Source organism: Pseudovibrio exalbescens DSM 16456 (genome assembly GCF_000422785.1).
In the GTDB taxonomy this organism is placed as follows: Bacteria; Pseudomonadota; Alphaproteobacteria; order Rhizobiales; family Stappiaceae; genus Pseudovibrio; species Pseudovibrio exalbescens.
In genome coordinates this window covers 75,945-101,709 of sequence record NZ_AUGS01000010.1, presented here as the reverse complement: position 1 = coordinate 101,709, position 25,765 = coordinate 75,945, and the positions used below count along the sequence as shown (strand labels likewise).

The following is a 25,765-nucleotide window of genomic DNA, read 5'->3' as shown; positions in this document are numbered from 1 at the left end:
AATATTCTGGCATATTTTCGTATACAAGATAGCCAACACCTTATTATTCAATGCATTTCTAATGTTCATCATCTCGTGCACTGGTAGATACTGAATATAGACTAAACCAATGCGAGAAATTCATGAATTAACACATCACATAAGCTCATGAGTTCTATATCTATTTTCTGTGATGTACACAGAAAGCTATCAATTCCGAGAAGCCCGGGCCGCTCAAAGACGACCTCCGCAGTCAAACTTTGTTTAATATAATTATGAATTATTGACTCAAGTTAATCTTAGCGGTAAGCGAAAACACCGCCACCCAATACGTGTTTTCCCACGCATCAGGCAGCTCACTCCCAGATAACCCGACGAGCCGATCCCATTCGGCCGCGTCCTTTTCCGCCCGCATTAACAGAAGGCGCGCCGGCGGAGTCATGCGTAATCGAAAGCCAATCATGCGACTCAGAGATTTTTCACAAGCTCATTTCCTAGGACCATCCTCCCTCGCCATCTCCCTGAGCCTGCTGGCCAGCACGGCGCTGGCAGGCGATACTCATAAATGGCATCCCCATCTGGAGTTCGGCGGCAAATTCAGCAATAGCCGGAATATTGGTGAGACGACGGTGTTCATGCCGCTCTTCCAAAACGAAACAACGCTGCTCTTTGGAGACGTGAGAGGCCGGTTCGATAACAATAGCTCTGAAGAAATCAACATCGGCGCAGGCCTTCGAAAACTGTTCAATGACCAATTCATCATCGGCGGCTACGGTTTTTACGATCTTCGCAACTCAGGGTATGGGCATCAATTTCAACAAATCACGCTCGGAGCTGAAGTTCTAACGGAGGCCTTTGAGCTTCGCGGGAATGTGTATCTACCAATTGGCACGACCGAATACAGCAGTGCTGCAGGTGATACGGTTGCCCTCTCCGGATCCAGTATACTGTTTACAGAGGGGCAGGAACGCGCCCTTCAGGGATTTGATGCCGAAATAGGCGTGAAAGTTCCATGGACCAGTCTTACAGAGGACGGAACAGATGCCCTGAGCCTTTACGCAGGCGGCTATCATTTTGACGACACAGGCGTTGACGCCATTTCCGGTCCGCGCTTTCGTGCTGAATACACTTTGGCTGACATAGTAACGCCTGGTAGCCGACTCTCTATCAATGCGGAATATCAACATGACAGTCCGCGCGGTAGCCAGACATTCTTTGGTGCCAAACTGCGCCTGCCCCTTTACGGAACAGCCCAACCGGCCGGTACACTCAGCCCGCTTGAGCAGCGCATGACCGACACGATCCAACGAGACGTTGATATCGTTTCAAGCGTTGGTGCTTATGGCCGCACATCGGTTGGTGTAGATGCCGCAACGGGCCGCAAGCTGTCAGACGTCAAGGTCGTTGAGGCAAGTGACGAAACCACCTTGCGCGCTGGCATAGAAGGCGCAGAAGCCGGAGACATCATTTTCGTCCAAGGGCCTAAGGGCGGCATTGATTTAACCTCCCCGATTTCGCTTAGAGCAGGCCAATCCGTCGGATCGGGTTTCAATGTCATCCATCCACAAACCCGGCGTACCGCGTCTTTTGGGGGCGCCTTGCAGCTTCATGGGTTGAATGCCGCTCAAAACATGGTCCACATGACCAGCGACACCAGCTTGAGCGGTTTTGAAATCACTGGCGGACGACACGCGGTGTTCGCGGACGGCGCAGACAATGTGCGTATATCGAACTTGCACATCCATGACATCTCGGGCTCTGCCATCAACGTGATGAACAGCGATGAGGTTTCGATCTCGAACATCGCCATGCGGGAGGTTGCTTATGATGATGATTCCAAGTTCCAGAACAGCAACCCCAATGGCAAGGAAAATGGTGTTGGTCTGCGGCTTTACAACGTCACCGATGTGAATGTCGCGCAGGTAGATATGAATCGAGTGGCCATGGGCACACTGTTCAACAAGGTCAGAAACGCCAACATAGATGGTATTTCAATCACTTCCACGCAAAATGAGGGTTTCGTGTTCCACAATGTGCAGAACGCAGTGATTGAGAATGTCGCCATTGAAACTCTCGGGCAGGATGCGATGGCGTTTGTCGTTTCCGGCAACATCACAGTGCGCAACGCATCCACCAAGCACCTCCTGAACCCCGAATATGGCTGGTCCAGTGGCATCAACATTACTGATTACACGGGGGATCCGGAAGTTGATGAGGCAACACGTGCGAGTGCCAACAAGAACTACAGTTTTGAAAATATCAGCATTGATGGCGCCGAAGGTCATGGCTTGTATATTCAAGGCATCGACGACCTTGCGCTTAAAGACGTAACCATCACAAATATCGGTCAAAATGGCATGTTCCTGAACATGTGGGAGGGCATGTCCAACGTCTCCCTGGAGAATGTTGTCATTGATGGAACCGGCACAACCGGGATCTATCATGCCATGGGTCAGATGAAGAACATCAGCGGGGATCTCACGATCAGAAACACCCCCACGCTCTGTCAAACCATGGCCTTCACGGGAGAAGACTTCCTGACGCAAGAACCCGGAAACGAGCTTCGAGTTAACGGCAAGCTCATCACCCCTGAAATGATGGCGACACGCGAGGCGTTCAATCAACTTTGTGACCAGTAAAAACAACGAGCCCGGGACGGCCCGGGCTCCCTCTATAATTGCCCTTAAATAAAACCAGAAATACAATCTCTCATTCCTAGTTTCTTTCGATATTTATATTTTCAAGATCGAAATATAAAAATTGACGAAAAAATAAATCCGAAATTTTAATTTTGATGAGTTGCGTTTTCCGAAATACAGGTGTAGAATTGAGTCTATGCGATGCACGATGATTTGGAAGTGTGCATCCCAGAGTCACGGTAAGAGTGTTATAGACTCACTAAAGTCAGCGTCCCGAACGCGACTTATTTGACGTATCGATCTTTCCCGAAAATCTGCGAATCCAGAGTAACGCACAACGAACGTTGCGTGGTTTCATACCAAATCTTTTTAACATGATAACCGGGAAGGACCCAATCATGCCTATAAACGGAACAGTTAAGTTTTTTGATCATTCTCGCGGCTTTGGCTTCATTGCACCAGATGGCGGCAGCAAAGACGTATTCGTCCACGTGACCGCAATGGAAAGCGCAGGAATTGCCTCAATCGATGAAGGCGACAAGCTGAGCTTTGAAGCAATCGACGACCCACGTGGTCGCGGCAAAACCGCTTCAGATCTACAAATGCTCTGATGCCACAACTCGGCTCGGCACGACGATAAGTGCCGAGCCGAGTCTTTAACTAACACTCTCGAAGAAAAGGATGAATTTATTGAACAATATGCAATTTGGCACTGTAAAAAGCTATGACCACCTGTCAGGAACGGGCTGGATTCAGCCGGACAGTGGTGGCCGCGATATCATGGTAAAACAATCAGCAGTCAGAATCGCACGGCTCGGACAGATTTGTGAAGGCCAAACCCTTGGTTTTAATGTCTCCGTCGGAACGCCGTCCGCAATCAACCTTTGGGCTACCTGGTCTAATCGCTAGACACTCTGGCAGCCTGAATGGTCGCATCACCCGCGATGATTTGACCATGACAATGCCGCTAACGGAATTTTCAATGCCTCAGTCGCGCGCCCGAGTTTGATGGCGAGTTTGAGCAATCCCGCAGCGTTACACACCCACCTCACCCGCTTCCTAGAGAAAACTTACGAGCGCATCAGCAATGACGCGCTGCTCGTCTGTGTTGATCACAAGCACCTTGGTTCGACCGATCCCGATGCTTTCTTGGTTTTCTCTATTGGCAGCGGGGTCCACGGCCAGACCGAAATAGTCCAAGTCAGCGCATACCCTCTCGCGGATCTGCCATGCGTTCTCTCCTATGCCGCCGGTAAAAACGAGGGCATCCAGCCCCCCATTGGCCGCCGTTAGCGAGCCGATTTCACGCCGGATGCGCGAGACAAAATAGGAAACGGCATTGGCCGCATCAGAACTGTCGGACGCAAGGAGCTGCCGCATGTCATTACTCAACCCAGACATGCCCTTGAGACCCGCGTTTTTTAGCAGAAGCGCGTCTACTTCATCAGCCGACATTCCTTTGTCGAGCAGGTGAAAGATGACACCCGGATCGATCTGCCCGCACCGCGTCCCCATAGGCAACCCATCCATGGAAGAGAAACCGAGGGTCGAGGCAATCGGCCGGAAGCCACGGACGCAGCACATGGAACATCCATTTCCCAAATGAGCGATAATAATCCGTCCATCTTTCAGATCAGGATAATGTTGTTGCACGTAGGATGAGACATACTCATAGCTGAGCCCATGAAAGCCATAACGACGGATCCCGTCCTCATAAAATTTGGGGGGCAAGGCGTAGGTGTCGTTTTCGTAAGGGTGCCCGCGATGAAACCCGGTATCAAAACAGCCGACTTGAATGGCCTCGGGAAACGCCTGCATCGCTGCCTTCACGCCTGCCAGATTTGGCGGTTGGTGAAGGGGTGCAAGCGGAGATAAATCGTCCAGCGCGCGCAACACTGCGCCGGTCAACAGTATGGGTTCGGCATACAGCGTTCCCCCATGCACGATACGATGCCCTACCCCGGCAATGTACTCACCGCCAAGGACAGGCTTTAGAGCTTCAAGTATCGCCTTCAAGCCTAACAGATGATCAGCCTTGCCAATTTCGGTCTGATGTCTGACGCCAGACTCTTTGAAAATCAAGGAAGCTTTGGGTCCCAACGCGTCTACTTGTCCGCTTGCCACCTCATGCAACTGCTCTTCTTTTTGCAGATACACCGCAAACTTGATCGAGCTGGAGCCAGAATTCAGTGTCAATAGAGCAGGCATCAGGCACCCCCGGCGCTGGCGTCGGTCCAAGGAGGCCAGAACAGCAGCACACCTGACCCCGCGCAAGGGAACTCTAGCATTCCCTTGAGTTTTCGGGGACCTACCATAAGGGAAAATGGCAGATGATCTACTCAATACAAAGTAGCAGAATAGAAACTGCCAAACGTCATATGTTTTTAAAAAACAGGCCGCCTTATAAAATCCGCAATGCCCGCTTGGCTCCTCTCAACGAGCAAAGCATCAAAAGTATTAAGATGAATATCTTGGTAGGATTCTCTATATACAAATCTGAATACAATTTCAAAACAATGTATCAGACAAACACTTCATATAAATGCTGCAGTATATGTTAATAGCAAATCATATACTGCAGCCTATTTAAACCACTTTGGCGACTGATTGTTCTGCCCGCAGCCGAAAGGCCCTGCACATATCCGCCTTACGGTTTCCGAAGTTCGTTCAGCAACTCCTTTTCGAGGCGGGTCATACTATCAACTACGAGCGGGAAGAAGCTTTCATCATAGTTCGCATACGGCCGTGATCGGCAAGCGATGTTGTCAAACCGACCCGCAGTCCGATGAAACGCTTTGGCGTTTACTGGATAACCGAAACTTTCTACACCCGCGGCCAACGTCAGGAAATCTGAGACCTTCAAAGCCAATTCCGGATTGGTTTTCCAGTTTTCATGGAGCCAGACGTAGAGTTCAGGGTGGAAATTGGCCATCACCCCCGAATAGGCATTACCTCCCAATTGGTATGTACGAAGCAACGTCTGGGCATTTGCATTTGCAAGCTGTAAGCGTGATCCTTCAATCAAGCGTAGACGCTTCTCGATTATCCCAAGATCGCAGCTGGTGTCCTTGATGAAAACAAAACGTCCACTCGTCGCGCAGTAAGACACCATCGCATCATCCATCAAACGCTTATATGGATACGGACATTCATAAACACCCAGATTGAGATCCAGAGGCGTGTTTTCGGTAATGTTCTGAACACATTCGAGTGCCTTGGACGAAGCTTCACCCTCTTGAGCAAAACGATTGGAAATCAGAATGACCGCATCTACTCCGGTTTCTGAAATCCCCGCTATCTGGTCAAGTTGCTCGCTAACATGCGTCGCAGTATGTCCTGAGGCAACAACAGGCACTCTTTTGTCAACTTTCTCTACCACGAACCTCGTTAGCTCGTAATTCTCCCGGTCTGAAAGGAAAAACACCTCGCTAGACTGACAGGACGCGAAGAGCCCATGAACACCGGCGTCGATATACCAATCGATCAGCCTCTCAAGTGAGTCCCAGTCGATAGACCGGGACTCTGTAAACGGCGTGAGCATTACCGGCCAGACACCAGCATATTTGTTTTGATCTTGCATGGCTTTCTCTAGAGTAGGTGCTTGGCAGAGCCAGCTATTTTCACAGAGATGCCCTGGGTGAGGGCCTGTGCAACAAAAGCTTGCAGAACCGTTTGCAACTCAGTTTCTGGAACATATGCGACAGTGATGTGATTTGATTGATGACCGGCCATCAAGTCATCACGCCCGACCCCGTCAAGCACGCAGTTCATAAGCGGCCATTCATAGGTCGTGGCACGACGGCGCCGCTCAAACTCCTGGTCAGGAAGCTCAACCGCTGTGCCGGTACCAATATGCATGATCACTGCGGTGCCTTCATAGTGAGCGCGCGCCCAAACAAATCGTCCCGCCTTGCATTGACCAGCGATTGATGAGCCCCCCTTCGGAAAGAACATCGCTGGCTGGCGATAGCCAGTCGCACCGGCAATACCACCCTTCAAATGCTCAAATGGCACTGATCCGGAAATCTCAAAGTCCCAATAGAAAGTCCCGTCAAACTCAGATCCCCAACGCACGTCGTGAAGCGTTGTCTCAGACGGCAATCCCATGGCATCCAGAAGGCGGAAAAGCATCGCTTGGGGAATAGCCGTCCCCATGTCGACCTCGTTGATGCAGGGGATGGGCTTGCCCTCACAGATGATGGATCCATCCTCATCTGGTATCGGAAAGCGCTCAGTTGATCCGATTGCACCTTCAGCAAAATCCGACGCTGCACAACTGTCTTTCAATCCCTGCTGATATTGAACTCCAACTGCTGTGAGCCCAAACCGCTTGGCGAACCGGCCCATCGCAATCATCATCGCGCACTGTTCAAGCACCTGTTCCCTAGTCAACTCGGAGGCCGGGTCCTCACCATATTGGAACCTCATACCCCGTGCTTCATAAAAGCTCAGACAATCCTCGCGCAATTTCTGAGGAACCTTCTCCATCTCAACAAGGAGTGCGGATTGCGACAGTGCCTCCAGCGGCATCCCGATACTTGTGAGCGCCTTCAGGGGGAAGAACCCATTCATCATACCCATGCAGAAGGTATCAAACAAACCCAAGATGGCTTTGTGTTTCAGTATGTGCTCGCCAACTTTAATACCAGCTTCACTCGCAGGGCTGCTAAGAACCGGGTGGTTACGGTCTACGGTTTCCAGATAAGAGAGGTCGTGCTCTATCTTGCCGTCTTTCAGCCAGGCCGCCAGGCCATCACGGAAAAAGACATCCTCACAGTTTTCAGACCACAAACGAGAGTAGTTGACACCGAGGCTCGTGAGTGTTCCGGCCATACACAGCATGCCGACAAGCCCCGGCCAGGTTCCATCAAAATTCGCCATCAACAGGATCGGGCCACGATGATGAGCCAATGAAGGAGCGATGTGGTGTGAGTACTGCCAAGCGGTCAGAAGAACAATGATCGGCGCGTCCGGATCGATCCTCGCAAACAACTCGGACCCTTCTTTCTGTGAGGAGATGAAGCCATGCTTACGTGCAGGATCGTATTGATGTGCCCGCTTCATCTTGAAACCCTGCCTGGCCAGTTCCCTTTCCAGCAGATGAGAAAACTCCTCGTATACAGGCCAACACGGGACATTTGCGCTTTCTCTAAGGTCCGCATTTGTTACGACAAGCACTTCGTCAGCTTCGGTCGAGATCAATGGCTCGCTCGTAGATAGTTCAATCATTGTATTTCCTCCCAATTTACTATGTTTGCTAAGCCCACTGGCCCATAATTTCCTTGTGGTGTTCCCGTTCATCGTAGAGTTTCAGGTACACCTCATATTTCGCATCGTGGAACGCCCGCGTCTGCGGATCGCATTGGATGCGCTTCCCAGGACGAACCAAAGCAGTGCATGCCGCATGAATTGAAGGAAAACGCTCTGCCGCAACCGCACCCAAGATGGCGGCGCCAAGTGTGACCATGTCTTCTTCTGCTGCTAACTGGATATCGCGGCCGGTTATGTTGGCATACTCCTGCAACCAAACAGGGTTCTTCGTGGCACCGCCACAAATATAGACCTTCGAGATCTCGTGCCCTGCCGCTGTCATCTCATCAACAATGTGCCGCGTTCCATAAGCGACGGCCTGGAGGGTTGCCAGATACATACGTGCCAAAAAGTCCGGTCCTGTCTCCAACGTGAGACCAGACACCAGTCCGCGCGCATTTGGATTCGCTCTTGGAGAGCGATTTCCGTGGTGGTCACCCAACACATGCAAATCACGTGTCGGATATTGGTCGACCTTCTGAAGATCCTTGACCCAATCATTCAAAAGAGAAAATGGATGCGTGTCCCGCTCTTTAGCTTGCTGTAGCAATTCAGGCCAAAAGCCGCATTGGGAAACAGTCCAATCCACCAAAGCCCCAGCCGCACTTTGCCCACCTTCGCTGAGCCACCAGTTCGGCAACATCGCATTCAGATAGGGCCCCCAAACTCCGGGCACCATTACGGGCTCTGCGCTGACAACCATATGACAATTGGATGTTCCTGAGATTAAGGCCAGCCCGCCCTCAGGATCGCCGCCAATCAAAGCGATACCCCCGGCATGAGCATCAATTACGCCGCTTGCCACAACAACCTGCTCTGGCAGGCCAAGCTGCTTGGCAGCGTCAGCGGATACCCGACCCGCCGCTTCACCAAGCTGCATTACTCGTGGAGGGATCTTCGGTAGAAGATCACGAAGTCCGATCAAGTCGAGAAGATCACTCGGCATCTTGTTCTCGTGCGACAGGTAATTCCACTTACATGTCAATGTGCATACACTTGCAGCATCAACACCCGTTGCACGCCAAACAAGATAGTCAGCCAAATCAAAAAAACGCCATATGCGTTCATAGCGATCAGGGAAGTTCTTCCTGAGCCAAAGCACTTTGGGTAGTTGCATTTCGACGGAAACTTCGCCGCCAACATATCTAAGCGCGTGGTGGCCAGTGGCGTTTATCTTCTCCGCTTCATCGGAAGCGCGATGATCCATCCACATGATGACATCCCGATCTGGTTCGCCATCCTGGGAGACAGAGACACCAATACCCCTCTCGTCGCATGCAACCAGTGAGCAAGTTGCGTCAAAACCCAGCGAGCAGATGTTTTCAGTGGGGACACCGGATTCTGCAATCGCGGTTCTGGTTGCAACGCAGACCTTCTTCCAAATGTTAGATGAGGACTGTTCAACAAAATTGGTCTTAGGATGGTATTGGTCGATCTCCTCAACCGCAAAAGAAAGGCGCTGTCCTTTTGCATTGAAAATCCCTGCCCGGACACTTGCCGAGCCAACGTCAACGCCGAGGTAATATTTTTGGGTCATCTGTCCCCCAGATAGTTTTCTTCGCGCTTTTGCTCGCCGGCTCAGCGCCCAAAACAACGCCGAATTGCATCAGCGGAAGCTAGTCTCAAATGAATGTTTCTTAGCGCTGAGGATGTGTTCTTCGAGTGCGACTTCTGCGGCCTGCACATCTCTGGCTTTCACGGCATTCAAGATTTTCAAATGCTCTGAGAAAACGCGCGTCAGACTAAAAGGCGAGATTCGCGTCTTTTCAGATATAATGAGCCGGATCTTGATTGAGTTCACACGATAGATTTTCGAAATGATTTCGTTATCGAGAAAGTCGATTATCGTGTCGTGAAATTCCCAGTCGGTGAGCTGAGCTTTCTCTAAAAGAGATTTGTCGGCACCATTTTCTGCAGCCGCCAAGACCGTTTGATGTTCGTCCAAAAGTCGCTCAATTAGCGCTTGCTCAGCGAACTCCGTGAAGTGAGCAATAGCACGCTTTTCTAGGATCAAGCGCAGTTCGAATGCGTTCTTGATCAGGTTCAGGTCTATATGCGTAACCTGCAGCCCCCTCTGCGGAATCGCACGGATTAAACCATCTGCTTCCAGTCGCGGAATCAACTCTCTAACAGTACTCAAGGACATATCAGTTATCTCGACCAGTTCCTTTTGCGTCAGAAATTGGCCGGGTTGAATGCGTGAATTCAAAAGCAGATCAGAAAAGTTCTGATAGGCCTTATCTCGCATGCTCGTGCGTGTCTTGGTGCTCATCTCTGTGTGTCCGTCCATTGTGGTTCACATTCGCTCCCACCGTTTTGAATCAACTAAATGAACAAAAAATATCAGGAATCATTTTCTTGATTTATCACTAACATGTTAGTCGTAGTACTACTAAATTGATATGAAACCGTTTAGTGTGAAATCTCAGAGCGCGGAGGAATTGCTGCGAGTCGGTCGACTGGGAGCAAAAATCTCATTCAAACATCACTAGGGAGGATTGTTTAGTGACAAAATTCACCGCAAAAACAGTAATGAGTGCGGCACTCGGTGCAACAATGCTAATGGGGATTCCAGCATTTGCCGATGATGCAGTTCAACTCAGAATTTCTACCCCAGCTGTAGAGACAGATTGGCATGGAAAAATGCTTGTTGTCTTTAAAGATGAGTTGGAGGAACTCGCACCAGGTGAGTTTGATGTAGAAATTCACTACAATGCTTCGTTGTTCAAGCAAGGTACCGAGCCGATCGCAATGCAGCGCGGCAACCTTGATATGGCAATGATATCAGCATTCGACATTTCGAAACAAATCCCGGAATGGTCGACTTTTACAGCTGGTTATTTGATCCGTGACCCAGAACACCTCACCAAGGTTTTCCGCTCCGACATCGGAGATGAGTTTTACGGAAAAGTCGCCGATCAAATGAATATCAAGATCCTGGATGTTGGTTACCTTGGAACACGCCAGCTCAACCTGAGAACCGAGCAGGAAGTTCAACGCCCCGAAGATCTAGAAGGTGTAAACCTGCGCATGCCTGGCTCTGATGCTTGGCAATTTCTCGGGAAGGCACTGGGAGCGAACCCGACGCCAATGGCATTTGGCGAGATTTACACCGCGCTTCAAACCGGTGCTGTCGACGGACAAGACAACCCACTCCCAACAGTACGTGCTGCTAAGTTCTACGAAGTCACCAAGCAAATAGTCAAAACCAACCACCTCGTGGATGCCATTTTCCTGTCCATGGCCAAGAAGAAATTCGATTCATTGACCGAAGAACAGCAGGAAAATGTACTTAAGGCCGCGCAAGCAGCCACAGCTTTCAACAATGAAAAGCGCATTGAGGACGAAGCCCAGCTTGAAGCATTCTTCGAAAGTCAGGGCCTCAAGGTGTATTCACCTGACCTCGAAGCATTCCGGACTCACGTTCAAGCTGAGTATCTGTCCAGTAGTCTGGCAGAAGATTGGATCGACGGCATTGTTGATCGTGTCAACGCCGTAAAGTGAGGTGAACCGTGCATAAGACACTCAAACGAGTGCAGCACGGACTGGAAGGCATGGCAGTCATTTTGATGATTGCCATGTTTCTCTGCTTCTTGCTGCAGATTTTTTATCGCTATGTCCTGAACTCCCCGCTTGGCTGGACCTCAGAAGCGTGCACGCTGGCTTATGTCTGGGTCGTCTTCTGGGGTGGAGCGTTCTTGTTGCGAAACGAAGACCACGTTGCGTTTTCCATGCTGCGGGATGCAGCGCCTCCGCACGTCAAACGCATCTATACCGGCCTGTTCTGTCTGGCGTTGGGAGGCACCTTCGCCGTTGGGCTTCCACAGATGCTGGACTTCGTAACATTCATGGCCATTGATCGCACACCTATGCTTCGGATCCGGTTCGATCTCGCCTATTCGGTCTTCATTCTGTTCGCCGTTGCAGTGATCATCCGCTGCGCATTCGGGCTCTTCAGAGCTGCCATGAACCAAGGCAACACAACATAGCTCTGATTTGGGTTTAGCGAGACAAGATTATGAGTTTTTCCTTTATTGCTGCGATTACCTGTCTTTTCGGGGTCGCGATGATCGGGGCACCGATTGCCTTGAGCATCTTTGCAGCCGCCATTACCTTTTTCCTTTTGAGCGGACAAGATGTGGGCCTGGTTGCCGAGATGAGCCTTAATGGGCTTTTCAACTCGTTCGTGCTGCTTGCTGTGCCATTGTTCATCATTGCCGCGAATATCATGAACGCTAGCGCCGTGACCGATAGGCTATTGGATTTCTGCATAGCCATCGTTGGGCGTTTCCGAGGAGGGCTTGCACAAGTCAACGTCGTAGCAAGTTTGATATTCTCCGGCATGTCAGGGTCAGCTATCGCTGACGCTGCAGGCATGGGAAAAATCATCATTCAAATGATGGTCAAGGAGGACAGATATCCTCGTGGTTTTGCAGCAGCGATTACTGCTGCCTCAAGCGTAATCGGGCCAATCATTCCACCATCAATTCCGATGATCATGTACGCCTTGGTATCCGATACCTCAATTGGCTATCTGTTCTTGGGAGGTATTCTTCCAGGGCTGGTGCTTGCGGGATTCTTGATAGTTTTCAACATACTCATCGCCCACAAACGCAAGTTTCCAAAAGATGAGAAAGTTGAGCTACGCGACATACCAAGAGTGACTTTCCGGGCATTTCCAGCGCTGATGCTGCCGGTCATACTGTTAACTGGCATCTATGGTGGAGCAACCACACCAACGGAGGCGGCTGCAGTCGCTGCGTTCTATGCGCTGATCTTGGCTGTTTTCTTCTACCGCACCCTCACATGGGCCGGGTTCTATCAGGCCTTCCTTGAAGCCACGCGGTCTACCTCAGTCATCGGCCTGATCATCGCTTCCGCGCTTATCCTGAACTACATGGTAGCGAGTGAAAACATCCCAAACTTGGTGGCAGGGTGGCTTGGCAGCCTGAATACCTCCCCCACGATGTTCATGATAGCTCTCATGGTGCTATTCCTTCTGCTCGGCTGTCTTCTGGATGCGACCACCTTGATCCTTATAGCAGTGCCATTGTTTTTGCCAACTGCAACTGCACTGGGAATTGATTTGATCTACTTCGGCGTTGTTATCACGCTGAACATCATGATTGGACTAATCACGCCACCCTATGGCGTCGTCCTGTTCGTCATCAGCAATATAGCGGAAATACCTCTAGGAGAAATTATCCGCGAAGTTTGGCCGTTCGTGCTTCTGCTCCTCGCAGCCTTGCTGCTGCTTGTTCTGGTGCCAGATATCATTCTCTACCTACCTATGCAGTTTGGTTACATACCGACATAGCGTAATCAAAGGTCCGGATATCCGATCCGGACCTCTTGGTCCTCCTCAAACAACGCTGAGTATCTAGAAATGTTTAGTCCAATCACAGGCATCATGCCCGTTGTGCTCACCCCCTTTCATGAGGATGCGTCCATTGATTGGGAGAGCTACGCGCGCTTGCTCGAATGGTACATTGACAAGGGCGCAGATGCGTTGTTTGCCGTTTGCCAATCAAGTGAAATGCACGAGTTGACACTTGAGGAGCGAGTTGCTCTGGCCAAGTTCACAGCCCGCCATGTGAAAAACAGAATACCCGTTTACGCATCCGGCCACGTTTCCCAAGATCCGAGGGAACAAAAACGGGAACTGACATCTATGGTCGACACAGGAGTTGACGGTGTTGTGCTTGTAACCAACCGTTTGGCATCAGAAGAAGCTGAGGAGGACACAGCAACTCATGGTCTTCTATCCTTGATGACAGAGCTACCTCGCGACCTACCACTTGGCCTTTACGAATGCCCCGCACCTTATCGTCGTCTTCTCACCGATGATCAGATAAAGCTTTGCGCCGATAGCGGCCGCTTCACAATGTTGAAAGACGTTTCATGCGATCTTGAAGTGGTCGCGAGAAGAGTGGAGATGTCGCTTGGCTCGCCGCTCTCGATCATGAATGCAAATGCTGCAATCGCGTGGCCCGCGATGCAAGCAGGCGCTTCAGGATTCGGCGGCGTGTTCAACAATATCCACCCCGATCTATACAAATGGCTTTATCGGGAGGGAAAGCAGAACTCCAGTTTAGCAAATGAACTGGCGGTCTTTCTCGCTACCTCCGCCTTAGCGGAGCCGATGGGTTATCCAGCACTGGCGAAGTGGTTCCTGAAGCGGGAGGGTGTCTTGAAGACAACCACCTGCAGAAAGATGGACCATAAGGACCTTAAAAGATTCTGGGCATTGGAAGACATTTTGCAGCGCATAGAAGAAGGGAACGCGATTTATCGCCAGAAAATCACGGAGAACTCAACGCAGACGTTAGTGCTCAGTGCGCGGTTCGCCAGCAACGAATCCACGACTAACTGAAGATCGCGACGCGTGTCGTCTTTAGCAGGGTATTTCAATCTGCCGTATATCGACGCGGATATGTGGAGATGACTCGCGCTGCGGTTTCAACTCCTTGTGCAAGTGCAGTCTGGACTGAAACGCCTCGCACGACCCCAGCAATAAACGCGGCATTGAAGGTGTCTCCGGCCCCAACACTGTCAATTACATCAACAGTGGGACTTGCGCAGCTATAGACTTGCTGGCCAACGTAACAACGCGCCCCCGCTTGGCCCATTTTTATGACAAGATGACCGTCCGCCGGCATCACAGAACGCACCAAGGCGCTTCCCGCCTCGAACTCGGCGGCACCCGTCAAACCAAACAGCTCGTCTTCATTAATCAACGCATAGTCACAATTTGAGAGCCACGCTCTCATGAATCCAATATTTTCAGCAGTCCATCCTTCCGGCGGCCAACCCGGATCGATAGCAACCTGCCACCCGCGATCTTTCAAGGCACCCATGAGGGTCAAAGCATCATCTCGTATGAAAGGCATCAGAAACTGCCCGGAAATCAACGCTATTGAGCAAGCATCAGGAGCTGCGTGAATGTTGGGTAGCAACTGATCAACCCGGGCACTCAACAAATGCCCTTGGCTGGTGAAAAACGCTCTATCTCCGCCTTCATGCACCAAACCTACAGTGACTGTTGTCGGATCCGGGCAAGACAGCCATTCACAGCATTTTCCATCAAACTGGTCTTTTAGCCATTCACCAAAGAAATCGTGTCCTACACTAGCAACCAACCGATGCAGGACATTCAAACCACTCAGTGCCAGCGATGTGTTCCCAGCTGATCCGCCTGGCCGTGTCTCGCTCCGATCCATTTGCACTTCGGTTCCAACCGCTGGCCACCCAGCTAATTCGCCAAGCACCAAATCTACATTCACATTGCCAAAGACAAGTATCTGGCGTGTATCTTGACAATTCATTGGGTACTTCCAGCTCTCAAGGTCACGGTATCGGACCAATTGTGAGGGCCAGCATCAATGCTGACCCTGCTCTTCCGTGAATTATGCACCTGTTCGCGCAACGACAGGCACATAGTCGGTCAGATCATGAGCCGGGAACTTCACGGTCTCACCAATTTCCGCAGAACGATAAAGACCCATCAGAATCTCCACCACCGCGACACCGTCATCGAATGTTTCGAGAGGCGTCTCACCTTTTCGGAAACACTCCACCATGTGGCGATTTTCGTCCGTGTAGCCATAAACGCCCGCCTCATCTTCAAGAACAGGCATCAACCCTTGCTCGGCGTTTTGCTTTTCAACGAGATCCTCACCTTCAGAGCCACTGACCTCACGCGACATGAACACCTTCAATCCGGTATTCAATGAGTTGAACTCCATTGCATATTCCGGCCCCAAAAGTTCCAATTGAATACGCAGTCCCGCTCCCACGTAGGCCCAGGAGGTCGTTGCCTCGATAACAACTTCATTACCTTCTTCGTCTTCAAGCAAGACAGTGCCACGTGCAAAGTCTTCAGAAGGTCGCTTGTGGTAATCCACCTCGGGACCGTACTGCTTCATCAGCTTGTCGGCATAGTGGCTGCGAGTCCACTTCAGGTTCGCCGTGCTTCCGTTCACTTCTTTCACTCGAAGGCTATTGCGACCAGCACCCGGTTTCGTCAGCAGGTGACGCGCAACCTCGACGGAATGGCACATCATATCGGAAAGAACACCACCGCCTTGCTTGTCACCCTGCCAAAACCAAGGACTGTGCGGACCTGAGTGCTCTTCTGCCGCCCGGGCAAGGTAGGGACGGCCTGTAGCAGAAGCCGCGCGCCGCCATATGATTTCCTTACCGCGCAGCACGGGAGTGCAAAAAACCTGATTTTCCAAATAGCCGTGGTTCAGACCAGCGTCCTCAGCTAGATGGAGCATTTCGCGCGCTTCACCAATGGTCCGCGCCAGTGGTTTTTCGCAGGCTATTGCTGTGACCGATGATCGCCCGTCTTTGATCTCCTTATGGATGGTTCTCATGACGTCCACGCGTGTGTGATTTGGCGTCAACAACCACACGGCGTCCACATCATCCGCCCGCAGCATATCCTCAAGAGTTTCATATGATTTGCAGTCTCCCAATTCCAGACTGCTTACCAAATCGCAGAACTCTTTTCTGCCTTCAGGACTCAGACCGTAGACGCCTGTCACATCCACATTGCGCACATTGATCATGGATTTCAGGTGGAATTGAGCAATAAAGCCGCTCCCGATAAAACCAACCCGCAGCCGTTCCTTTGGTGAAGCACTCATGGTGTTCTCTCCCGTTCATTTCTTTGATTTGGGTGATGTCGTTGACTCACGCACGTATAGTTCCGTGGGAAGAACAATGGTTTTCTCTCCCCCTTCTTCACCCGATAATGTCGAATGAAGCAGACCAAATGCCTCCTGCCCTACTTGAAAGCGCGGCTGATCAACAGTGGTTAGCCCTGGATCAGATACTTCGCACCAGAATGTATTATCGAACCCCACCAAGGAAATGTCCTCGGGGATGGCATACCCCATGCGCCGTAGCAGCTTGATGGCGCCAGCGGCCATTTCATCATTGGCAAAAAAGATGGCCGTAGGCGGCGTATCCAGCGCCATGAGGACACGACAGGCGTGTTCAGCGGAATGCAGTTCAAACGTACCGGCCTGTTCATAATCCGGCAGAACAGGCAGGCCGGCTTGCTGCATGGCCTGGCGGTAGCCAATCAAACGGCGCTGGCTCATAAGCTCGCCTTCGGGTCCACGAACATGTGCAATTCGTTCGTGCCCAAGGTCGATCAAATGCTGCACGGCCTTCATTCCTGCCGCAACGTTGTCAATTTGCACCAAAGGCAAGGAACAATTCTCGATTGCCTCAAGTGCCAAAACGATGGGCATTTGTGCCAGTTGAGGATCCTCGGCAACGGACTGTGGCAGTTTGCCCGTCATCAAGATCATCCCATCCGCTCGGCCATCTTTCAGCATCTCCAGATAAGTTGACACAAGTGCACTGTCATTTTCGCAGTTGCACATAAGCACACTGTAATTTGCCTCACGAGCGGCCGCCTCGACACCCACCATGACATCCAGATAGAATGAGTTCTTAATGTCACGCACGACCAGAAGCACAACACCTGTCTTCTTGGTCCGCAACGAACGCGCGATTACATTCGGGCGATAATCCAACGTCTTGGCGGCCTCCCATACCCGACGTTGCGTGCTTTCAGTAACACGCGGGTCTCGCGCCAGGCCACGAGATACCGTTGCGGTCGAGACGCCCAAATACTCTGCGATGTCCTTAAGTGTGGCGGGCCGTTTCATACTCGCAACCCCTTGCCGCGCCCATAGAATACCATCAAAACAAGCAAAGTTCCGCCAAATATAATCTGGCGCCCAAACTCATCAATATTGATGGTCGTCAGTATGCTTTGAAGTATAACCAACAAGATAGCCCCTAGCATTGTGCCGGTATATTCACCTTTGCCACCGGAAAGTGGAGTGCCGCCAAATACGACCGCAATGATTGATGTGAGCATGTACTGGTCACCGACATTGGCGAAGGACGCCCCTGAATACCCCAAAAGGCAAATCCCGGTCACGGCCGCGAAAAACCCAGAACATACATAGACACCTATGCGCACAAGTTTCACGGGCACGCCAGCCATGAAGGCGGCGTTTTCATTAGAACCAATCGCATAAATACGATTTCCGAAAACTGTCCGTTTCAAAAGGAATGCCATGGCCAAACCCAGAAACGCCCACAACCACAATATGCCCGGCAGGCCAAACAAGAACGGTTTGGATACGAAGTTCGCCAGCATCGGGGCCGCGACACCAGACGGAACACCCTGTCGAATAACAACCAATAGCCCCTGAATGACGCCGAGAATACCGAGTGTCATGACAATCGGCGGAATACGCAGCAGCGTAACACCAACGCCGTTAAACAGCCCGAACAGGCATCCGACACAGATCGTCAATAGCACAGCTTGAGGTATGTTTGCATTGCTGCCGTCCATTAGATTGCCGGCAACAATAACTGCGAGTGAAACAACACTTCCCACCGACAGATCAATGCCTTCACGGCCAGCCAAAATGACCAGGTTTTGCCCTGCAGCAACAATGCCTAGAAGTGACGCTACAATGAGAAGTCGTACGATCTGATCCGGCGAGGTGAAACCGGGCGACATCGTTTCACCAATTGCAAACAGCGCGAGTATGAGGACAATCGCCACAAACACAGGCTGCTTTGCAAGCCCCAGCATCGTTTCTTTCGTCATTTTGGGCATCCTAAGTCCTCCGGCTGATCAAAATTCCAACCATCAAGGCAACAAGTATCGCCAAACCCTGGACTAGGTTTTGCCAAGAGGCGGGTGTTCCAACAAAGTAGACAAGGCTCCCAATCAACCCGATCGTCAGCGCCCCGAACACAGAACCCAATGCAGTGCCAAAACCACCCGACAACATGGAACCACCCAACACTGCAGCTGCAACTGATGACAAGGTCATGGCGCTGCCCACCAAGGGGTCTCCACTTGCAGTATCCCCAGTCAAGCAGAACGCTGCAAAGCTGGCGAAGACACCGCAAACAACGTAGCCACGAATACGAATGCGGGTAACTGGAAGGCCCGACTGATAGGCCGCTTGTTGATCATCACCAACAGTCAACAAGTGTAGAATGGCCTGTGTTCGTGATAGCAGGAATACCAGCAGCAGCAGCACGCCCAACACGAAAAACACAAAAGGAATACCAAAAATGGATCCAAAATAGGTTTGCCAATAGATCATTGGAGCCGGCATACCAGCGACTGGCAAGACGTAAAGCGCTACCCCGGTGAAGAAAATGGAACTGGCAAAACTCGCAACGATTGCCTGAAGACGAAGACCTGCAATGATCAAGCCGTTAAACAGACCACACGCGGCACCAACAAACACTCCGATCGACATAATCATGAGTGTTGATAGTACGCCGCCATCATAACGGTTCATCAGAGTAATGATAACGACGTTCACCAAGGAAAGGATGGCCCCAGCTGACAGGTCGATATCGCCAGCATAGATGACGTAAGTTTGTCCGACCGCCAAGAATACCAAGCCAAGATAAGTGCTGAATAAACCGCTAATTCCCTGAAAAGACACACTATTGGCGTTAAACATGCCGTTCAGAATGAATAGGACAGCCAAAATAACCAAGGCTGGCAAAAAAGGGAACGTAGCGCATGCCTGCCGGACTCTGACCGACATACTCCTTGAACGTGCTTTTCCAACTGTCATTGCGCTACCTCGTAGGCTGCGTCGTAAAGATTGAAACGCGTACGGTTTTCACCCGACAACTCGCGGACAGCTCTCCCGCTGTTAAACACAAGGATCCTGTCCGAGTTGTTCAGCAGTTCCGCGTCCTCTGAAGAGTACAGAATGATGCCCAGCCCTTCTGAGGCGAGTTCGCGGATAAGCGCAAACAAGTCTGCCTTGGCGGACAAATCGATCCCTTTTGTCGGATCATCCAGCAGAAGCACCCTCGGGGTATCCATAAGCCATCTGGCGATCACCACCTTTTGTTGGTTGCCACCTGACAAGGAGCCTATGGAGCTCGACAAGGAGTGATATTTGGTCGCCAGCTTATTAAGCGCCTCAAATGCGCGGCGAGATAATCTTGATGGAGTGGACAGCAACATATGTTTTTTGAACGCATGTACTGGAATCGTATTCTCGAAGATACTGCGCCCTTGGATCACTCCATCTCGAACACGATTGCCAGAAACATATGCAAAGCCGTTCCGAATGGCGGCCCGGGGTGTACGTCCATCATAATTGTCACCGGCAACCTGGATTTGGCCTCTCGTTATGGCATTGGCACCAAATAGAGCCCTCAAAACAGCAGACTGCCCTTGACCGTGAAGTCCTCCGAACCCAAGAATTTCTCCCGCTCGCACTTCAAAGGAAACTTCCGAAAAACCATCGCCGGTCAGATCATGTGCAGTGACAACGAACTGTCCATCCGAAATCGGCGAAACGTCGTGCGAAGTTGATGTCGGATCAGCCAAATCTGTCTGCTCTCCAACCATCAAGGAAATTACTTCCTGAGCAGTGGTAGCTTCTCTTTTCCTGGAAGCCACGATTGCACCATCGCGAATGACCGTCAGTTGGTCGCTGATTTCAAAAATCTCGTCCATTCTGTGCGAAATGAAAATGATCGCTCGCCCCTGCGCCTTCAGCTTTCGCAGTATTTCAAAAAAGCGTTCCACCTGAGATCGGTCGAGAGCGGAGGTTGGCTCATCAAAAATCAACACCTGAGCTTCTGTTGCTATGGTCTTCAAGATTTCGACAAGCTGTTGTTGGTCAGCACGCAAATCTCCAACCACGGCTTTCGCCGTAAAATCGTCACCAGCGACATCGCGCACCATGTCAATGTAGTACTCTGCATTCATCTCCAGAGCTGTTTTATCTATAAAGACGTAGTTGTTCAGGGGCAGGTGTGAGATAAAGATGTTCTCAGCCACGCTGCGGTTTTTTGCCAAGCTCAGTTCCTGAAAAAACGTTCCGATACCAAGGCGGCGCGCATCCTTTGGTGAGTTAATCTGAACGCGGCAATCATTCAGAAATATGGAACCGGTGTCGGGCTTTACACTGCCAGCAATAATCTTACAAAGCGTACTCTTGCCCGAGCCGTTTGTTCCCATCAGCGCATGTACTTCGCCACTCTGTAGAGCAAAGTCACCATTTTTGAATGCACGTGTCGGCCCGTAAGACTTGCTTACGTTATCCAATACAAGTTTTGACATGAGAAACCCAGCAACATGGTTCAGGTACGGCATAGATTAACGCCGCACCTGAACTCATGGTTTACTTAAAAAGCTCAGCTGTTTCGTCGATCGACAAGGAACTGGTGTAAGAATAATAGCCAGGCTTGCCTTCAAGTTCAGCATGCACTTCAGCGACATTGTCGCCGTCGATGAAGGGGATTGGCAAATACATTGCGTTGCCGTATTTGCCAGCCGAAGCAGGTTCTTTCAGTTCTTTGCCTTCAAGGAGGTTCACAGCAACGTTCAATGCGCTGGCCATGACGCCCGGAGGGTTCACGGATGCGGCAGAGGTGAAACCGTTCTCAACCCAAATATCGAGAAAGTCCTTTCTGATCTCACCGGTCGCTGCGATGTCTTCGGCCTTGTTCGCGTCCATTATGGCCCGCCAAGCCCCAGCGGCCATACCATCTTGAACCCATACGCCGTTAATATCGGGATACGTGGCCAAGATGTTCTGCATCGCTTGCTGGCCTTGGGCCTGTTCCCAGTTCGCATTTACTTCATTGACCACTTTGAGGTCAGGGTATTCTGCAAAAACTTCCCGGTAGCCCTCAACCCGCATCTCATTGGCCGGATGCCCCGCCACACCGTTAATCGCGACGATAGAGCCCTTGCCACCAAGTGTTTCGGCCAGCCAACGAGCCGTACCAGCTGCATATGCCTTATGGTCAATACCCACATACATTGCGTCTTGTGACGAAACTTCAGCATCCGTTGCAATCACCAAAATACCGCGAGCTTTTGCTTGGGCGAATACAGGATCGAAGGCGGTAGGGCTATTTGGGTTAATGATGATTGCATCAACCCCTTCATTGATGAAGTTGCGAACATGCGCAACCTGACCAGGGACGTCAACATTCGCGCTCTGGACCACAACATCCACTTCGATGCCGTGTTCTGACCACGCCTCAGCCATGTCTTCGGCTTCCGAAATCATTTGAGTGCGCCATTCACTACCAACCCACCCGTTGGATAGCCCGATCTTGTAATCGGCGGCCGACGCAGCTGTTAAACCCGACGCAAACGCAACCGAAGCCAACAAAGCCGTGATACGAATCGATGTCATAATATTCCTCCCGGTAGAATGTAATCGATTGTATTCTGAATTTCAGAGTCGTCTACCCGTAATATATTTTAAAAGGTGTAACATTTCGTCTCAGATGATTTTTTACTATTTACAATTCAAAAGAGTGCCGATTTGGCTGCGAGTGCCGCAAAAAATAATCGCGCCGTCGAAAAACGGCGCGATTTACCCAACTCACCAAACACCGACTTCAAGAACCACCGCCATCACCAAGTCCGCGGGCTCTTAAAGGACGCAGCAACGCCATTGTTCAGTCACACCACCCGATGGTCATGTTGGCGGAATAAGTCTGTGCAGGTTTCAAGGTCACAGCGGTATCGATTGCATCGACGCGTTCAACGCAAACAAATTCTGCTTCTACACCCGGGCCCATATCCGCCACACTGGCGGCTGCGGAGCCGGGATTCCAAACCATGGCAGACTGCTGTGTTCCTGCAATGCGTATCCGACCATTCGGGCTATCAAGGTAAAGGCAGTCGGGAATGCCAGAGTAAAAATGGGTCGTCGCCCCGCTCAAGGTTTTGATACCCGCCTGACGAATGGGCGCATCCTCGTTCAAGCGATCTATGCCCTTCAAGCCATCCAAACCTTCAATGCGGATCTGTGTTACATCCCCGATATTGAAGTAGGTGTGAAACGCAAACTCAACCTTTTGGTCATCCGACCCAGTATTGGTGTATTTCAGCGTTGCAGTCAGTTCCGTGTCACACTGGATTTCAAGTTCCGCAGCGAACGCATGAGCCCACACTTGGCGTGAAACTTCACTATCTTGCAAGACAAGCGTGACCGTCGTTCCGCCATCCGGCAGCGTCGCCACCTTCGAAACAGCCCAATCCACGATACGTGCAAAGCCATGCAATGGGGCGCCATCCACGCCCGGACCAAACCAGGGCAAGCACAAAGGAATGCCCCCACGAATAGGCGTGGCATCCTTCAGTTCGCTGTTTGGCGACATCCAAAGCAAATCCGGCTTACCCTTGGGCCTGAACGACATCACATGCGCGCCATTCAAGGCGATTACAGTTCGCGATAGGTCGTTTTCAATCACAAGAACCTGCCGCCCGTCTCCGGCTTTAAGTTTTGCGAAGGAAACGCCCGAAACGGGTGCAGTTTCAAGAATTGCCGAGCTTGTCATTGCTTGCCTACCATTGGCTTGTTGAGGTTACAGCCTTTGGTATGGCAGTGGTTCGAGTAAGCATCAAGAGATGAGCCAGCCGGTTGCGCATTCATACCTAGCACCGCGCCGGCAGGCCCACCTTGCGCCCGATCACTCAGCGGGAGCGAAGACAGTGCGCTGATATTCAGCTATCCGCAGCCTCACGCAAACGGGAAACCACTTCAGGATGCTCACTCAACCAATTGTCGTGAAGCCACTTTTCAGTACGCCGATGTCCCGGAAGAGTAACCCAGTAGATGTCGCGCTCGAACACCATTACTTGTTCATTGGGCCCAACAATAACCCAGAACCAAAGCTTGTCAGGTGTGGTCGCTCGCATTTTGACTTTCATACCCGTCAATACCAGTTTCTTGGGCTTACCATTCTCCATCACCGTAATGGACTCATCATGAGGGGCAATCCAATGCACTTTATGGGCCTCCAAAAGATCCGGCGCGTGTTGACGCAAGACGTCCATGGCAACACGGTGCGCCGTTTCTTCATCGGGCAAGTCCGCAGGCTGCGCCATCTCACGCGTCATGCGCACATAGCCAAGCAATTTCCCACTGTCCGATACAGCCTGCGAAATGTGCTCACCGCCAATACCACCGTTCAAGCCGTCCGAACGCTCAGCACGCGTAATGGTCACAGGAATGCCATCCGCCAAAACATCGGCCTCGCCGACGGTGCGAAAATTTTCCGGCAGTTCACCGTTCAAAAATAGCAGAGCGAGTAGGGTTGCGGTTTTCATATCACTGTTCTCCTGTAGCAGGTTGCATGGAAACGGACTTGGCGCGGCGAGATACAGCCAGCGTTACAATCACTACGGCTGTCACCAGAAGAGCAGCAGGCAGACCAAACACAGCCAGCGCTCCGAACTTGAACAGAGTAAGGGTCAGGGGCGGCGCGATACTTGCCCCAACGAACAAACAGAAGGTGTAGATGGACATTGCCAGCCCTCTGTTATGGTCTTTGGCCGCGCCAGCGATTGTTGCAATGAGGCCTGGAACTGCCAAAGCGACGCCACTGGAGACAATCACAGAGGCGGCAATCAACGCACCGGGAACAATGGCTATGCCCAGACCCAACGCGGTGACAATCATACCTACACGACCCGTCACTGCGGGTGTCAGGCGCTTCGACATCACGGCAGCAAAAAGGCTGAGCGCAAGCGGGGGCAATCCGGCCAGACGGACTGTTTGTGCGCTCAAATCAGCCTCCTGCGTCAACAGGACAGTACCAACCTGAAACGCCACAAACCCCAACAGCACCGTCAAGGCCGCAAACCAACCGGTTGAGACCAGACCATTGGCAAGCATTTCGCTTAGGTGGCTGTGGGGCTTTCCGCCCGTTGGCCTCAATGCAGGCTGGTCTTTGGGCACAACAACAAACAATGCCAAAGCCATCACGACATAAAAAGGAGACAACATGAACATGATCGACGTTGGCGATTGCGGCACTCCAGCACCGAAGAACTGTGAAAGCGGCGCGGCCACGAGAAATGCAAAGCTCATCAGCGAAATGCCAAAGGCACGTTTTTCAAGCGGCAAAGCCTCAGCAATGACAGAGAGCGCGACAGGCGGGAAACTGGCGGCAAGAAAGCCCTGCACCGCCCGGCCACCGAGGAACACCGAGATTTGCGAGGTAAAACTCAGCCCAAAGCTCGCTATGGCGACTGCAAGCAACCCATAAACCAACACGACGCGACGGCCTATGCGGTCCGAAAGGGGCCCAAACACGAGAAAGCCGCAGGCATAAGCGAACCCAAAGGCTGTTCCTGCCCAGCTCGCAGCGCTGTTACTTGCCGAAAACTCAGCGGCTATGGCGCTAATCATTGGAATAGTCAGATAAAGCTGACCCACAACTAGAATGCCCGTAAGCATCAAAAGGGCCATCAACACATTGGAACGCGACATTTCTATTCCTTACGTGAGATGTAGATTTAAGTCAAAATTGGGCACGTATGCCCAGTTGTACCTAGGTTTTGGAAGGTAGCGCCTCCTCATAGAGCCGCTCCATATGACGAATGTTTCGGATCAAATCGCTGCGAAAATCTGACAGTTCGTCAATCTGATCATCCACCTTCTTCAATTGCGCCTTGAGGATGTCGATCACTTTCTTCTTGCCATCGAGCATTCCCCCGCTCGACTGGAAATATAGGTCGATTACGTCAGCTATTTCCTCAAGGGACAGGCCCAGTCGTTTTAGGGCTGCAATTTTCTCGAGGCGCTGCAATGCCTCTTCCTCATACATGCGGTGGCTCCCTTCCTCACGGGAGACCGGGGAAATCAGGCCACGGTTTTCATAGTAGTGCACCGTGCGATGACTGACCCCGGCCCGCTTGGCAAGCTCGCCGATCTTCATGAGCTGGTTCGACATATCTTCCCTTTCTAACGTAAGATGAAGATATTGTCTCTTGCTGCCGTGTC

23 protein-coding genes are annotated in these 25,765 nt (G+C 51.3%); 7 read left to right on the top strand and 16 right to left on the bottom strand.

Going from position 1 to position 25,765, the window contains the following annotated elements; translation table 11 throughout:
* Positions 1-440 precede the first annotated feature (440 nt).
* From G512_RS22095 to G512_RS22385, 3 genes are all read left to right on the top strand, one after another.
* Entirely contained in the window at positions 441-2,618 is a 2,178-nt protein-coding gene (locus G512_RS22095; protein ID WP_051269181.1) for an inverse autotransporter beta domain-containing protein, read from the top strand.
* Positions 2,619-3,016: 398 nt separating this feature from the next.
* The gene (locus G512_RS0109470) at positions 3,017-3,229 is read left to right on the top strand and encodes a cold-shock protein (protein WP_028481509.1); all 213 of its coding nucleotides are present in this window, start codon (positions 3,017-3,019) and stop codon (positions 3,227-3,229) included.
* A gap of 70 nt (positions 3,230-3,299) precedes the next feature.
* Positions 3,300-3,527, top strand: coding sequence for a cold-shock protein (locus G512_RS22385; protein ID WP_322782956.1), 228 nt, complete (start codon positions 3,300-3,302; stop codon positions 3,525-3,527).
* 150 nt (positions 3,528-3,677) lie between these two features.
* Here the strand turns inward: G512_RS22385 and G512_RS0109465 are convergent, their stop codons facing one another.
* The 5 genes from G512_RS0109465 to G512_RS0109445 all read right to left on the bottom strand — a co-directional run bounded on the left by G512_RS0109465 (position 3,678) and on the right by G512_RS0109445 (position 10,200).
* Positions 3,678-4,826, bottom strand: a complete 1,149-nt coding sequence (locus G512_RS0109465; protein ID WP_028481508.1) for an acetate/propionate family kinase — start codon at positions 4,824-4,826, stop codon at positions 3,678-3,680.
* 439 nt (positions 4,827-5,265) lie between these two features.
* Positions 5,266-6,198 carry a dihydrodipicolinate synthase family protein gene (locus tag G512_RS0109460; protein WP_028481507.1) on the bottom strand — a complete coding sequence of 311 codons (933 nt, stop codon included), beginning with the start codon at positions 6,196-6,198 and terminating at the stop codon, positions 5,266-5,268.
* Between the two features lie 8 nt (positions 6,199-6,206).
* Positions 6,207-7,847, bottom strand: a complete 1,641-nt coding sequence (locus tag G512_RS0109455) for a signal transduction protein (protein WP_028481506.1) — start codon at positions 7,845-7,847, stop codon at positions 6,207-6,209.
* 28 nt (positions 7,848-7,875) lie between these two features.
* On the bottom strand, positions 7,876-9,465 hold the full coding sequence (locus tag G512_RS0109450; RefSeq protein ID WP_028481505.1) for an FGGY-family carbohydrate kinase: 1,590 nt from the start codon (positions 9,463-9,465) through the stop codon (positions 7,876-7,878).
* 69 nt (positions 9,466-9,534) lie between these two features.
* A complete protein-coding gene (locus tag G512_RS0109445; protein WP_028481504.1) occupies positions 9,535-10,200 on the bottom strand; it encodes a GntR family transcriptional regulator in 666 nt (221 codons plus the stop codon).
* Positions 10,201-10,433: 233 nt separating this feature from the next.
* Between G512_RS0109445 and G512_RS0109440 the strand changes: the two genes are divergently transcribed.
* The 4 genes from G512_RS0109440 to G512_RS20580 all read left to right on the top strand — a co-directional run bounded on the left by G512_RS0109440 (position 10,434) and on the right by G512_RS20580 (position 14,301).
* Positions 10,434-11,432: a sialic acid TRAP transporter substrate-binding protein SiaP gene (locus tag G512_RS0109440; RefSeq protein WP_028481503.1), complete on the top strand. Its 999-nt coding sequence runs from the start codon at positions 10,434-10,436 to the stop codon at positions 11,430-11,432.
* 8 nt (positions 11,433-11,440) lie between these two features.
* Positions 11,441-11,917, top strand: a complete 477-nt coding sequence (locus G512_RS20585; protein WP_143181399.1) for a TRAP transporter small permease — start codon at positions 11,441-11,443, stop codon at positions 11,915-11,917.
* A 29-nt stretch (positions 11,918-11,946) separates the two neighbouring features.
* Positions 11,947-13,245 (top strand): TRAP transporter large permease, encoded by a 1,299-nt coding sequence (locus G512_RS0109430; protein ID WP_028481502.1) that lies wholly within the window; start codon positions 11,947-11,949, stop codon positions 13,243-13,245.
* Positions 13,246-13,314: 69 nt separating this feature from the next.
* Positions 13,315-14,301, top strand: a complete 987-nt coding sequence (locus G512_RS20580) for a dihydrodipicolinate synthase family protein (protein WP_073833216.1) — start codon at positions 13,315-13,317, stop codon at positions 14,299-14,301.
* A gap of 34 nt (positions 14,302-14,335) precedes the next feature.
* On the opposite strand, the gene G512_RS0109420 is transcribed toward G512_RS20580, so the two are convergent.
* The 11 genes from G512_RS0109420 to G512_RS0109370 all read right to left on the bottom strand — a co-directional run bounded on the left by G512_RS0109420 (position 14,336) and on the right by G512_RS0109370 (position 25,715).
* Positions 14,336-15,253: a carbohydrate kinase family protein gene (locus G512_RS0109420; protein ID WP_028481501.1), complete on the bottom strand. Its 918-nt coding sequence runs from the start codon at positions 15,251-15,253 to the stop codon at positions 14,336-14,338.
* 81 nt (positions 15,254-15,334) lie between these two features.
* Complete coding sequence (locus G512_RS0109415) at positions 15,335-16,579, bottom strand: Gfo/Idh/MocA family protein (protein WP_028481500.1); 1,245 nt, start codon at positions 16,577-16,579, stop codon at positions 15,335-15,337.
* A gap of 15 nt (positions 16,580-16,594) precedes the next feature.
* Positions 16,595-17,614, bottom strand: a complete 1,020-nt coding sequence (locus G512_RS0109410) for a LacI family DNA-binding transcriptional regulator (protein WP_028481499.1) — start codon at positions 17,612-17,614, stop codon at positions 16,595-16,597.
* Complete coding sequence (locus tag G512_RS0109405; protein ID WP_028481498.1) at positions 17,611-18,573, bottom strand: ABC transporter permease; 963 nt, start codon at positions 18,571-18,573, stop codon at positions 17,611-17,613. Before G512_RS0109405 ends, G512_RS0109410 begins: the two co-directional genes overlap by 4 nt.
* Positions 18,574-18,583: 10 nt before the next feature.
* Positions 18,584-19,537 carry an ABC transporter permease gene (locus G512_RS0109400; protein ID WP_028481497.1) on the bottom strand — a complete coding sequence of 318 codons (954 nt, stop codon included), beginning with the start codon at positions 19,535-19,537 and terminating at the stop codon, positions 18,584-18,586.
* 26 nt (positions 19,538-19,563) lie between these two features.
* Positions 19,564-21,075 (bottom strand): sugar ABC transporter ATP-binding protein, encoded by a 1,512-nt coding sequence (locus G512_RS0109395; protein WP_028481496.1) that lies wholly within the window; start codon positions 21,073-21,075, stop codon positions 19,564-19,566.
* Positions 21,076-21,136: 61 nt separating this feature from the next.
* Positions 21,137-22,162: an ABC transporter substrate-binding protein gene (locus G512_RS0109390; RefSeq protein ID WP_036489280.1), complete on the bottom strand. Its 1,026-nt coding sequence runs from the start codon at positions 22,160-22,162 to the stop codon at positions 21,137-21,139.
* Between the two features lie 268 nt (positions 22,163-22,430).
* Positions 22,431-23,315, bottom strand: a complete 885-nt coding sequence (locus G512_RS20575) for a D-hexose-6-phosphate mutarotase (protein WP_036489276.1) — start codon at positions 23,313-23,315, stop codon at positions 22,431-22,433.
* Positions 23,316-23,481: 166 nt separating this feature from the next.
* Positions 23,482-24,087, bottom strand: a complete 606-nt coding sequence (locus G512_RS22775; protein WP_208974985.1) for a hypothetical protein — start codon at positions 24,085-24,087, stop codon at positions 23,482-23,484.
* Between the two features lies 1 nt (position 24,088).
* Positions 24,089-25,252, bottom strand: a complete 1,164-nt coding sequence (locus G512_RS0109375) for an MFS transporter (RefSeq protein WP_028481494.1) — start codon at positions 25,250-25,252, stop codon at positions 24,089-24,091.
* Between the two features lie 61 nt (positions 25,253-25,313).
* The gene (locus tag G512_RS0109370; protein ID WP_208974984.1) at positions 25,314-25,715 is read right to left on the bottom strand and encodes a helix-turn-helix domain-containing protein; all 402 of its coding nucleotides are present in this window, start codon (positions 25,713-25,715) and stop codon (positions 25,314-25,316) included.
* Positions 25,716-25,765: the final 50 nt, after the last annotated feature.